This is a genomic window from Halorubrum sp. Atlit-26R, assembly GCF_003666015.1.
Classification (GTDB): domain Archaea; phylum Halobacteriota; class Halobacteria; order Halobacteriales; family Haloferacaceae; genus Halorubrum.
The window spans coordinates 152553-165033 of sequence record NZ_QPLT01000002.1 but is presented as its reverse complement, the minus strand read 5'-3'; the positions used below and the strand labels follow the sequence as shown (position 1 = coordinate 165033).

Here is a 12481-nt window from a genome sequence, read left to right as displayed (position 1 = left end):
AGACTACACCGTGTTCGACGGACTGAAAGACAAGCTCTCCGGCTTCCGCGAGGACGTCGAGGAGTCGACCGAGGTCGAGGAGGACGCGGCGCCCGACGACGGGGCGGCCGCCGAGAGCGACGCGGGCGACTCCGGCGCCGAAGCCGTCGGTGACGACGCCGCCGAGGCCGAGACCGCCTCCGACGGGCCGACCGCGGACGGCGACTCGTCGTCGAGCGACGACGAGCCGAGCACCTTCCAGCGCGCGAAGGCGTTCGCGACCGGCCGGATCATCATCGAGGAGGAGGACCTCGAGGAGCCGCTGTGGAACCTCGAGATGGCGCTGCTCGAAAGCGACGTGGAGATGAGCGTCGCCGAGCAGATCCTCGACAGCGTCCGCGAGAGCATGCTCGGCGAGTCGCGAAAGCAGGTCGAGACGACCGGCGAACTCGTCGAGTCGGCGCTTCACGACGCGCTACTCGACGTCATCGCCGTCGGGCAGTTCGACTTCGAACAGCGGATCGCCGACGCGGACAAGCCGGTCACCATCGTCTTCACCGGCGTCAACGGCGTCGGGAAGACGACGAGCATCGCGAAGCTCTCCGAGTGGCTCGCCGACCGCGGCTACTCCTCCGTCCTCGCGAACGGCGACACCTACCGCGCGGGCGCCAACGAGCAGATCCGCGAACACGCCGACCGGCTCGGCCGCGACCTGATCAGCCACGATCAGGGCGGCGACCCGGCGGCGGTCATCTACGACGGCGTCGAGTACGCGGAGGCGAACGGCATCGACGTCGTCCTCGGCGACACGGCGGGGCGGCTCCACACGAGCGACGACCTGATGGCCCAGTTAGAGAAGATCGACCGCGTCGTCGACCCCGACATGACGCTGTTCGTCGACGAGGCGGTCGCGGGCCAGGACGCGGTCAACCGCGCGAAGGAGTTCGACGACGCCGCCGCGATCGACGGCGCGATCCTGACGAAGGCGGACGCCGACTCCTCGGGCGGCGCCGCCATCTCGGTCGCGTACGTCACCGGGAAGCCCATCCTCTTCCTCGGCACCGGACAGGGGTACGACGACATCACCCGGTTCGACCCCGAGGACCTCGTCGAGAGCCTCCTCGACGAGGAGTGAGCGACGGGCGCACCGCTCTCCCTCTCTCGCCGTTTCGCCTTTCCCGCGAGCGGCGCGACTCCCGGTTCCCCGCGCGTCCGACGGTTACAGCCGTCGTCCGAGCGCCCCTCCGGCGTCGCGCGCGCAGTGCGGCCGCGAACTCGCCCTCGACCGCGTGCGGCCCGTCGGTGACGCGGTGCGGTAGTTCCCGCTCGGGTCTCGCTGATCGCCTTCGCGCGCCCCGCTCCGATCGCGTTCCGATCCGAACCGCGATAAAGAGATTTCTCACGCTTTTTTATTATCGGTAGCGTCGATGAGTATAGTGGATAATTATTTATGTTACTCAGGGAGCGATTAGTTTGAGGCGAAAGTTATGACCGACGGCGATAATCACGGGGACGGCTCGACGCACAGCCCAGAGACAACCGCGTCCGATCGCGGCTCGCAGCGCCGCGATATTTTAAAGGTGGGGGCCGGGGCGGTAGGGATCGCCGGACTCGCGGGGTGTCTCACCGACGACGGCTCGAACGGGTCGGACGGTTCGGACGGTTCAGACGGTTCGGACGGTTCAGACGGCTCGGACGGCTCGGACGGTTCAGACGGTTCAGACGGCTCGGACGGCTCGGACGGCGGCAGCGAGACGACGAACGTCGCTATCGTCTCCAGCCCGGCGGGGTTCGGCGATCAGGCGTTCAACGACCTCGCGCTCGACGGGCTTCAGAACGCGGCCGAGGAGTACGACATCGAGATCCAGCAGGTCGAAGAGACCAACCAGTCGAACTACCAGACGGTCCAGTCGCAGCTCGCCGAGAGCGGCGACCCGGACTACGACCTCATCGTTCTGGTCAGCTACAACCACACGCAGGCGCTCCAGACGAACGCCGAGGAGTACCCGGACCAGAACTGGATGCTGATCAACGCGTCGGTCGACCAGCCCAACGTGGCGGGGTACACGTGGGCGAACCACCAGATGTCCTTCCAGGCGGGCGTGTTGGCGGGGACGATGACCACGCGCGAGCTCTCCCACGAGGGCAACTCGCTCGACCCCGACGAGAGCGTCGTCGGGTTCGTCGGCGGCGTCGACGGCTCGCTCATCAACGCGTTCGAGCGGGCCTACCGCGCCGGGGTCGAGTGGGTCGACGAGGGGATCGAGGTCAACGTCGGCTACATCGGGAACTACACCGACACCCAGACCGCGAACAACATCGCCACCTCGCAGTACGACGCGGGCGCCGACATCGTGTATCACGCCGCCGCGGCGGCCGGCCAAGGCGTGTTCCAGGCCGCACAGGAGACCGACCGGTTCGCAATCGGTGTCGACGCCGACCAGTCCGTGACCCTCCCCGACTACCAAGACGTCATCATGGCGTCGGCGGTGAAGTACATCAACGAGGGGACCTACGAGGTCGCCGAAGCGGTCGTCGAGGACGACTGGTCCAGTGTTCAGGGGTCGAACGTCCTCGGCCTCGAGTCCGAGGGCGTCGAAGTCGTGTTCGGGCAGGCCATCGGCGACAGCCTCCCGGACGTCGCGGCCGAGAACCTCGAGGAGAGCAGGCAGGCGATCATCGACGGGGAGGTCACGGTCCCCTGTAGCGCCGGCGGTTGCTGACAGCGGGCGGTGCCCGCGAGTATTTTTCCACTATGCCAGAACCCACAGACAACGCGTCCGCCGTCGAACTCACGGACATCACGAAACGGTTCGGCGACGTCGTCGCGAACGACGGCGTCGACCTCACCCTCCGGAAGGGGTCCGTCCACGCCGTGGTCGGCGAGAACGGCGCCGGGAAGACGACCCTGATGAAGGTGTTGTACGGGCTCTACGATCCCGACGAGGGGACGGTGACCGTCGACGGCGAGCGCCGAACGTTCGAGTCGCCGCGCGACGCGATCGACGCCGGCGTCGGGATGATCCACCAGCACTTCCAACTGGTGGACACCATGACCGTCCTCCAGAACATCGTCTTAGGTCACGAGCCGTCGAGAAACGGGCTCGTCGACGACCGCGAGGCTCGCGAGCGCGTCCGGGAGATCTGCGACGCCTACGGGTTCTCCGTCGACGAACACCTCGACACGGACGTCGAGGACCTCGGCCTCGGCGTCCAGCAGCACGTCGAGATCGTCAAGAGCCTCTACCGGGGCGCCGAGACGCTCATCTTCGACGAGCCGACGGCGGTGTTGACTCCACAGGAGGTCGAGGGCCTGTTCGACGTCATGGACGCGCTCACCGACGACGGGCGGTCGCTCGTCTTCATCACGCACAAGCTCGACGAGGCGATGACGGCGGCCGACGAGATAACGGTTCTCAGGGACGGCAGCGCGGTCGGCACGGTCGACGCCGACGAAACGTCGCGGAACGAGCTCGCCCGGATGATGGTCGGTCGGGAAGTGCTCTTCGACGCCGAGCCCCGGGAGCGGTCCCCCGGTGACGTCGCGCTCTCCGTCGACGGCGTCTGCGCGGACGACGAGCGGGGCATCCGCCAGGTCGACGACGTGAGCTTCGCCGTCAGGGAGGGAGAGATCCTCGGCGTCGCCGGCGTCGAGGGAAACGGACAGCGGGAGCTGATCGAAACCATAACCGGCATGCGGGGCGCCGAACGCGGAGTCGTGGCGCTGTTCGGCGACGACATCACGGAGCTGAGTCGGCGAGAGCGCATCGAGTCCGGGATCGCGTACGTTCCCGGAGACCGGACGCGGGAGGGGCTCGTCCAGGAGTACAGCCTCGTCAAGAACGCGCTGCTCGGCAACCAGACCGTCGAACCGTTCGCGGACGGCGCCTTCCTCGACTGGCGGGCGATCACCGACCACGCGGACGCCATCGTCGAGGAGTACGACGTCCGGCCGGCCGACGCGGACGCCACGGCCGAGTCGCTGTCCGGCGGCAACCAACAGAAGTTCGTCGTGGGTCGCGAGCTCGAACGGAACCCGTCGCTGCTCGTCGCGGCGCATCCGACCCGCGGCGTCGACATCGGGTCGATCGAGTTCATTCACGAGCGGCTCCGCGAGATGCGCGACGAGGGCGTCGCCGTGGTTCTGGTCTCCTCGAAGCTCGACGAAGTCAAACGGCTCTCCGACCGGACGGCGGTCATGTACGAGGGGGAGTTCGTCGACGTGGTCGACCCCGGCGACGTGACCGAGGAGGAGCTCGGACTGATGATGGCCGGACAGTCGCTCGACGACCCTGACACGGTCGCGCTCGACGCGGGGGGTGACGCGTGAGCGACGCCGGCACTTCGCACGTCCGAGCCGCGCTCGACCGGATCGTCGACCGGATGCTCCGGGCGACCGTGCTGGAGCGGATCGTCATCGCGATCGTGTCGACGACCCTCGCGCTCGGTATCGGCGCGGGCATCGTGGCCCTGTCGGGCTACGACGCCGTCGAGTTCGTCTATTCGCTCGTGTACGGGGCGGTCGGCGAGCTCTCGAACGTCGCCTTCACGCTCCGGCAGTCGACGATGCTCATCCTGGCCGGCGTCGCCGTCGCCGTCGCGTTCCGCGCCGGCGTGTTGAACATCGGCGTTCAGGGGCAGTTCGTGGTCGGCGGGTTCGCCGCCACCCTCGCGATCCTGTTTCTGACGCCGCTGCTCCCCGCGAACACCGTCGTCGGCGTCGTTCTGATGATCGTCGCCGGCGGGGCCGCCGTCGTCGCCGGCGGGGCGTACGGCGCGCTGCCCGGACTGATGAAGGCGTACGCCGGCGCGAACGAGGTCATCACGACGATCATGTTGAACTTCATCGCCTCCGGCGTCGTCTACTTCCTGTTGGACGCGTACCTGCGTCCGCCGGGGGCGGCGGCGCCGAACACGGAGGCGTTCCCCGACTACGTCGACCTGCCGGGGTTCGCCTTCGGGAGCCCGTCGTTTTCGGTCATCGGGTTCGGGATCGCACTGGTGACCGTCGCCGTCGTGTACGTGTACATGACGCAGACGGGGTCCGGCTACGACCTCGTCACCAGCGGCTACCAGGAGCCGGCCGCGAAGTACTCCGGCGTCGATCCGAACCGAATGATCGTCCGGACGATGACGCTCTCCGGGATGATCGCCGGGCTCGCCGGGGCGCTGTTCGCCGTGATGATCCTCGGGTACTACAGCGACCCGAACACGTTCCCGACGTTCGGGTTCGACGCCATCGCCGTGAGCCTCTTGGCCGCGAACAATCCGCTCGGGGTGATCCCCGCCGGGCTCCTCTTCGGCGGGCTCGACGCGGGCGGACAGTACATCGGTTTCACGCTCGACGTCCCCAGCGAGCTGGTCGACGGCGTGATCGGGCTGATCGTCCTGTTCGTCGCGGCGCCGGAGCTGTTTCGCGCCGCCGGCCGGTACACGGGCCTCGGAGGTGACGCCCGATGAGCGCCGTCCGGGACGCGATCGGCGGCCGCTCGGCGTTCGTCGGCGGCCTCGGGCTGCTCGCGGCCGCTCTGCTCGCGTTTCTCGTCGCCGACATCCCCGGCTCCGACCTCGTGACGGTCGGCGCGATGGAACGGGCGCTTCAGGCCGCGACGCCGATCGCGCTGGCCGCCATCGGCGGGCTCTACGCCGAGAAGAGCGGCGTGTTCAACATCGGGCTGGAAGGGTTCATGATCTTCGGCGCGCTGTTCGGAGCCGTCACGGCTTGGACCGCGTCCGGCGGCGACGGCGTCGGGCAAGCGGACCTCTGGTTCGGCGTGTTGGTCGCGACTCTCGTCTGCGGCCTGCTGGCGGCGCTGTTCGCGGTCCTCCTGATCCGCTACGAGGCCGACCAGATCGTCGCCGGGCTCGCGGTGTGGTTCATCGGACTGGGCTTCGGTCCGTTCATCTCTACGGTCGTCTGGGGCGGCGTTTCGAGCCCGTCGCTCCCGAACATCGACAACGTGGCCGTCCCCGTCCTCTCCGAGGTCCCGATCGCGGGGCGGCTGTTCTTCGACGCGTCGCCGCTGGTCATGTTCACGGTCCTCCTCGCGGTCGGCGCGTGGGTCGTGCTGTTCCGGACCCGATACGGCTATTGGGTACAGGCGGCCGGGGAGAACCCGGAAGCGCTCGACACGGCCGGGGTCGACGTGAACCGCGTCCGCTACGCGACGCTCGTCTTCTCGGGCCTCATGGCCGGGCTCGGCGGTGCGGTGCTGTCGATCGGCATCGGGAGCGGCTTCACCGGGACGGGGGTGACGATGGTCGACGGTCGCGGCTGGATCGCGATCGTCGCGTACCTGTTCGGCAACTACAATCCGCTCGGTACGTACGGAGCGTCCCTGCTGTTCGGTGCGATGGACATGCTCCAGATCCAGCTTCAGACCGTCGGCATCTCGCTTCCCGGGAGCATCACGGGGCTGTTCCCGTACGTCGCCGTCCTCGTCGTCCTCGTCGTGGTCGGGTACACGCGGGTCCCGGCGGCCGTCGGCGAACCGTACACGAAGGAGGACTGACCGACGGGTCAGCGCTCTCGGCCCGTTCGGGCACTTCTTTACCCGCCCTGTCGAAAGCCGGCGTCATGAGCGGAACCGATCCCGATCTCCGGGACCAACTGAAGTCGTTCGGGTTCTCCGACAAGGAGATCGACACGTACACCACTATCCTGACCCTCGGCGAGGCGAAAGCGAGCGCGATCGCCGAGGGGGCCGACGTCTCCAAGCGGTACGTCTACAACGTGTTGGGGGAGTTCGAAGACCGCGGGCTCGTCGAGATACACGACCACGAGACGCCGACGACCGTCCGGGCTCTGGACCCGTCGACCGTCGTCGACCGACTCTCCGACACGCTCTCGACGCTCGAAGGGAACCTCGACGCGCTCTACGAGCCCGACCCGGAGGTCGACCGGCGCTACGAGGTCATCAAATCGACGGCGACCGTCCGAAAGCGTATCTCGCGGCTGCTCCGGGAAGCTGAAAACGAGGTGAGCCTCTCGGTCCACGCGTCCATCGTGTCGGACCTCGCCGCCGACCTCAGGTCCGCGGTCGACCGCGGCGTACTCACTCTCGTACTGGTCAACGACGACGGGACCGACGCGGTCGAGAGAGACCGCTTCGAGGGGCTGGGTAGCGCGGTGCGCGTCTGGGACCACACGGGGCCGATGATCCTCAGCGTCGACCGGACCCACGGCCTGTTCTCCCCGCCCGAAGTGGTCGTCGGGCCCCCTACCGACCAGCAGGCCATCGGCTTCACCGAGGACCGGCTCTCGCCGGCGCTGGTCGGGTCCTTTCTCGGGAACTACTGGCCCCTCGCGACCGAGGTCTACGTCGACGGGCCGAGCGAGCCTCCGGAGACGTACGATAGATTCAGACACGCGGTGTTGGACGCGACGCTCCACCGCCGCCGCGACCGCGAACTGATCGCGGAGGTGTCCGTTCGTCCCGCTCGGTCCTCCGAGCCGTTCGAGACCCGGCGCGGACGGGTGACCACGGTGCGGCAAGGGCTCGTCGAACCGACGACGAATAACATCCCCATCGAGAACGCGTTGGTGCTCGACGACGGAACCGAGGAGTTCACCGTCGGCGGGCCGGGCGCGATCATGGAGACGTACGAGGCCAGGCGAGTCACCCTCGAGACCCCCGAGACGGCCGACCAGTCCGTCTCCGAACTGCTCGACTCCTCCTCGAAGGTGTAGTCGAAGCCGGACCCGCCCCGCGGACTGGCCGCTCGACCGCCGATAGCCGTGATCTCCCGCTCACGCGTACGATTCCGTCGGGGGCGCCCCACATCAAATTGTGTATCGCGGTATATGATTTATGAGTTTCGCACTGAACGCGTTTTGACCGACTGAGCCCGACGGAATACGAGACGATTTGCCGTCAGACCTCTCAACCCAGGAGCCGGTACACGTTCGCTTCGTAGACCTGCCGCACCTGATCCCCCCAGTTGTGCGTGTACGTGTCGATCACGTCGTCGGCGACGTCGCCGCGGAGGTACTTCACTACGCCGCGGTCGCCGGTCCTGTCGCGGAGGTGCGTCGTGAAGAAGTGCCGGAAGTAGTGGGGCGTGACGTTCTCGTCGGCGCCGCCGCCGGTCCGGTACCATCCCTCCTCGCGGGCGTACCGCTCAACGACGTGTCTGACCGCCTCCGGCCGGAGCCGCTCGCCCCACCCTTCCGCAGTACCGACGAACAACGGCTCCGCGGGCGACGGCGAATCCGGTCGCACCGCGAGCCACGCCTTCAGCGCCCGACGGAGCTCGTCGTCGACCGGGATCACGGTCCCTCGCTTGCGCTTGTTCGCGGCCGTTCGAACCTCTCCGTTCAGCTCCTCGCCGACGGTCGCCTCAGCGGTCACGAATATCGAGTCCGGCCGCTCGGACAGCGCCGGCCGGCCCCCCAGCGAGTACGCCGCTTCGAGGTCCGGATCGGTGACCGACAGGTCCCGTAGATCGAGGTTACAGAGCTCGCCGACCCGCATTCCGGTCTTCAGGAGGGTGACCACGAGCGCGCGGTGGAGCGGGTGGCGGATCCCGGCGACGAACGACCGCATCGCCGGGATCGAGACGTCGCGACGCGCCGGGTCCTTGTCCACGGTCTCGTCCATCTCCTCCATCACCAGCGTCATCGGATTGCCGTCGAAGGCGCCGACCTCCGTCATGTACCCGTAAAACCGATGGAGATAGGCCGCGTACGTCGCGACGGTGCTGTCGGCGACGTCGCCCCGAAGCGAGTGGACGAACGACATACAGTCGCGGTGGCTCGCCGACTCCGGGCCGGTGTCGTCGAGAAACTCCTCGAACCGCCGCAGGACGCGCTCGTACGCCTGTCTGGTTCGGTCGGTCTTCCCGTGGTAGGTGAGGTCCTCGAGGAAGTACCCGATCGGGTCGTCGGGATCGGGGGCCGCGCGGGTGCTACTCATCGGTCAACACGTACCCCCCGTCGCGGCCACTGTACCGAACTCGGTTTCGTTCTTGGAGGTCGTCGAGCGTCGCCTCCAGTTCGTCCTCGACGTCGCCGACCACCGCCTCGACGAGCTCGTCCCACGAGCAGGGGCCCGATTCGAGAGCCGTCCGGACGCCCCTTTCGAGGTCGTTACCCCCGGGGTCACCGCCCTCGGGAGCAGGTTCCTCACGCTCGCCGGAGTCGACCGGCGCGAACCCCCTGCGTCCGGCCTGAACCATCGTCCTGACGAACTCGCTCAGCGACATGTCGAGTTCGTCGGCGTGGTCGCGCCAGACCTCTTTCTGTTCCGCCGGCACGTACGTCTTCACGGACCGTCGATCGCCTCCCATCGTTCTCGGACGACGGTTCTCACGGCCGCGACTTCAATCTATCCCAGATTTGCGGATAAGTGACTTTATCTCGGCGAGTGGTACCCTATATTCGCCGCTGCGTAAGTAATATCCCAAATTCTAGTACCGTACCTCGCGACTTTGGGGTCCAGATATTCGAATATCTCTCGGGTAGTATGCTCCACCCAAACACCCCCGAAGTTCGCCGCTCTCGGATCCCTATCGGCCGGCTCGGTAATGGTCCCGAGTATTCGGGCACGGCCCGCGTTGCGTCGTCGGCAGTAGTTCGGGAGGGTCGCGTGGATCGCAGATGGGTAGGCTAATCTGCGGAACTCGCGACGAATCGCGCGTCGGGACCGAACCCATCTTCTCCGCACGCGTATATTCCATACCGCTATACGATACGTGGACTCAGACCCGGATCTCCGAGTCGGCCGCCTCGCGTTCGAGCGCCCGCAGGACGCTGGAGACCGAATCGTCCGTCTCGGCCGCGTTACGCATCAGAACCGTCTCGCTGGGGAAGAGGTGTTCACCGACGCTGAGCCCGTGTTCGCGCGCCGTCGACCCGGTGACGGTGAGGTACACGCCGAGTCCGACCCGGGCGATCGCGGCCTCTTCCTCCTCGTCCGCCTCGGGATAGACGAACTCGACGCCGTCGAGCGCGTCGGTGCCCAACACCGCGGTGACGAGGCGCTCGTACCGCGGCGAGATACACAGCGGTCCCTCGTAGTCGTCGAGATACGCCCGGTCGAACGTCGCGTTCGGCGCCCGCCGGTCCTCGCGTCCCATCAGGGTGTGATACACCGTGTCGCCGAGTCCGGTGACGACGCGCACGTCGGTGTCGACCGGGTCGATCCGGTCGTTGATGTCCGAGATGTTGCCGAGCCCGGCGTCTCGAATCTCGACCACCTCCTCTAAGACGAGGTCCGCGGAGTCGAATCCGAGCGCGAACTCGTGGGTTCGAAGCGCGCGGAACGGCTCCTCGCGACCGACGAGCTTGACCGTCACGTCGCCCAGATCGACCGTTGCGGCGTCGAAGACGATCCGGCGGGGCTTCCCGTTCCGATCGTCGCGCATCAGCGTGAACTCCGGCTCTGCCGTCGTCGTCGGGTCCGAGTACTCCGCGAGCCGATCGTAGGGGCCGGCGTCGGCGTCGACCGACCCCTTCGTGACGGCCTTCTCGTATCGGAGCGTGTTGCTCACGCTGTCCGCGAGCCGGTCGAGGCGGTCGTCGGCCGAGACGGCCGCGATCCGCTCTAAGACCGCTTCGAGCGGGCGTCCCTTGCGGGGGACGGCGACCGGTACCGGATCTGTCATTGACCGATCTGCGTCCGGGCGCGTGAAACGGGTTGCGTTTTTGAACCGGCGCGGTAGAACGCGACCGCACAGGCCTACGGCGGCGTAGCGTCGAAAACGGCCTATTTAGGGACCGAAAGCCTCGTTGAGCCTGGTCCGGAACTCGTCGAGCTCGTCGAGGTGGTCGTTGATCTCCTCGATCTCGGACTCGACGTCGTCGAGGTCCTCCCCGAGGCGGTCCTCGATGTCGGTGAGCCGCGCGTCGACCTCCGCGAGGTCGTCCCACAGGTCGTCGAACTCCTCGTCGAAGCGGTCGAGGCCGGACTCCACGTCGTCGACGCGCTCCGCGGCGTCGGCGGCGCGTTCCTCCGCGTCTTCGGCCAGATCCTCGGCGATCTCGGCCCGCTCGGCAGCCCTGTCGACCTCCTCGTACAGCGTCTCGACGTCGTCGCCCAGGTCGCCGACCGTCTCCGCGACGGTGTCGGTCTCCGTTTCGACCCGGTCGACGTCGGCGGCGAGGTCGTCCACGTCGGCTTCGACGGCCGAAACGGCGTTTTGAACCGATTCGACGCTCTCGTCGACGGTCGCGACCTCGTCTTCGACCGCCCGCACGTCCGATTCCACGCTCCGTACGTCGCCTTCGACCGCCTCGACGTCGTCCTCGACGGCGTCCACCCGCTCGTCGACGGCGTCGACCGCCTCGGAGGCGGAGTCGACCGCAGAGTCGACGCGGTCGACGTCCGACGCGATCGCCTCTCGCTCCTCGTCGGCCGCGTCGAGCCGGTCGTCGAGGGCGTCGACCTCGGACTCGACGGCGTCGACGCGCTCATCGATCCCGTCGAGGATCTCCCGTGCCGTCCCCTCGCCGTCGATGAACTCCGCGAGCGCGTCGGCGTACGCCTCGATGTCGGCCACGCTCGACTGGAGGCGGGCGATCCGCACGTCGACGCTGCGCGGGACGCCGCCCTCGAACGCCTCCTCGATGGTCTCGATGTCCTCCTCGTCGGCCGCGCCGGAGCGGATCTCGGCCGCCAGCGCCGCCGCGAGGCCGCCCTCGCCGGGCAGCGTCGCGGGCTCGCCGGTCTCGTCGGCCGGTTCCTCGTCCGCCGTTTCGTCGTCGAGAACCTCCTCAACGGCCGTCTCGCCGGCTTCATCCGGTTCCTCGGACGCGTCGTCGGCCGCCGGTTCGGGTTCGGAGTCGGTCTCCGTCGCCGCGGTACCGATCGGTCCTCCCTCGTGCGCGGTCACGGCTGCCGTTCCCTCGTCGACCGCACGAGGTTCGAGAGCGTCGACTTCCGGCTCGTCGTCGTCGTCGGATTCCGCGTCGACTTCCGGCTCGTCCCCGGCTTCCCTTGATTCGTCGGGTTCAACGTCTTTCTCCTCGGTCTCGGACGCCTCGGCGGGTTCTTCAGCCGGATCGTCCGCCAGCAGCTCGCCGTCCTCCGCCATGCCGGGGAGCGTCGCGCGGTCGCCGGAGAGCACCTCCCGTACCGCGTCCGTGTCGCCGGCGCCGAGGACGTCCTCTATCTCCTCGCCGACCGGGACGTGTTCGATCACGGGCGTCCCGAGGAACCCGTCGAGGTCGGGGTCGTCGTCGCGGATCCCGAACACCGTCTCGACGCTCTCGTCGGGGTCGATCACGCGTTCGAACTCCACCCGGTGGTCCTTGTACGCCGTCCAGTTCTCGCTCTCGTACTCCGGGTGGAACCCCACCCGATCCATCGGGAACGACTCCGGGATCCGATCGACGATACGCACCCGTACGGGGTCCTCGCGGTGCGAAGAGAGGGTGTACATCACCGCGGGCACGGGGAACGCGTCGTCCGTGAAGGATTTCTCGACGCGGATGCCGTCCTCGTCGACGGTCGTGGCCGCCTCCGCCGTCCGTTCGCTCATATCCGCACGTCCCGGAGCAGGG

The 12481-nt window shown here is 67.8% G+C and carries 10 protein-coding genes; 6 read left to right on the top strand and 4 right to left on the bottom strand.

Annotated elements, in window-relative coordinates; all coding sequences use genetic code 11:
* Positions 1-10: 10 nt before the first annotated feature.
* From ftsY to DVK07_RS03210, 6 genes are all read left to right on the top strand, one after another.
* Positions 11-1114 carry a signal recognition particle-docking protein FtsY gene (gene ftsY / locus DVK07_RS03235; protein WP_121595714.1) on the top strand — a complete coding sequence of 368 codons (1104 nt, stop codon included), beginning with the start codon at positions 11-13 and terminating at the stop codon, positions 1112-1114.
* Positions 1115-1559: 445 nt separating this feature from the next.
* On the top strand, positions 1560-2702 hold the full coding sequence (locus DVK07_RS03230; RefSeq protein ID WP_121595713.1) for a BMP family protein: 1143 nt from the start codon (positions 1560-1562) through the stop codon (positions 2700-2702).
* A gap of 32 nt (positions 2703-2734) precedes the next feature.
* A complete protein-coding gene (locus DVK07_RS03225) occupies positions 2735-4309 on the top strand; it encodes an ABC transporter ATP-binding protein (protein ID WP_121595712.1) in 1575 nt (524 codons plus the stop codon).
* Positions 4306-5439, top strand: coding sequence for an ABC transporter permease (locus tag DVK07_RS03220; protein ID WP_121595711.1), 1134 nt, complete (start codon positions 4306-4308; stop codon positions 5437-5439). The genes DVK07_RS03225 and DVK07_RS03220 overlap by 4 nt, the downstream gene beginning before the upstream one ends.
* Positions 5436-6491, top strand: coding sequence for an ABC transporter permease (locus DVK07_RS03215; RefSeq protein WP_121595710.1), 1056 nt, complete (start codon positions 5436-5438; stop codon positions 6489-6491). Before DVK07_RS03220 ends, DVK07_RS03215 begins: the two co-directional genes overlap by 4 nt.
* A 65-nt stretch (positions 6492-6556) precedes the next feature.
* Positions 6557-7669: a TrmB family transcriptional regulator sugar-binding domain-containing protein gene (locus DVK07_RS03210; protein WP_121595709.1), complete on the top strand. Its 1113-nt coding sequence runs from the start codon at positions 6557-6559 to the stop codon at positions 7667-7669.
* Between the two features lie 193 nt (positions 7670-7862).
* On the opposite strand, the gene DVK07_RS03205 is transcribed toward DVK07_RS03210, so the two are convergent.
* The 4 genes from DVK07_RS03205 to DVK07_RS03190 all read right to left on the bottom strand — a co-directional run bounded on the left by DVK07_RS03205 (position 7863) and on the right by DVK07_RS03190 (position 12459).
* Positions 7863-8894 carry a tyrosine-type recombinase/integrase gene (locus DVK07_RS03205; RefSeq protein WP_121595708.1) on the bottom strand — a complete coding sequence of 344 codons (1032 nt, stop codon included), beginning with the start codon at positions 8892-8894 and terminating at the stop codon, positions 7863-7865.
* Positions 8887-9267: a DUF5805 domain-containing protein gene (locus DVK07_RS03200; RefSeq protein WP_121595707.1), complete on the bottom strand. Its 381-nt coding sequence runs from the start codon at positions 9265-9267 to the stop codon at positions 8887-8889. Before DVK07_RS03200 ends, DVK07_RS03205 begins: the two co-directional genes overlap by 8 nt.
* Positions 9268-9678: 411 nt before the next feature.
* Positions 9679-10584: a hypothetical protein gene (locus DVK07_RS03195; protein WP_121595706.1), complete on the bottom strand. Its 906-nt coding sequence runs from the start codon at positions 10582-10584 to the stop codon at positions 9679-9681.
* A gap of 105 nt (positions 10585-10689) precedes the next feature.
* Positions 10690-12459 (bottom strand): alanine-zipper protein, encoded by a 1770-nt coding sequence (locus tag DVK07_RS03190; RefSeq protein ID WP_121595705.1) that lies wholly within the window; start codon positions 12457-12459, stop codon positions 10690-10692.
* Positions 12460-12481 lie beyond the last annotated feature (22 nt).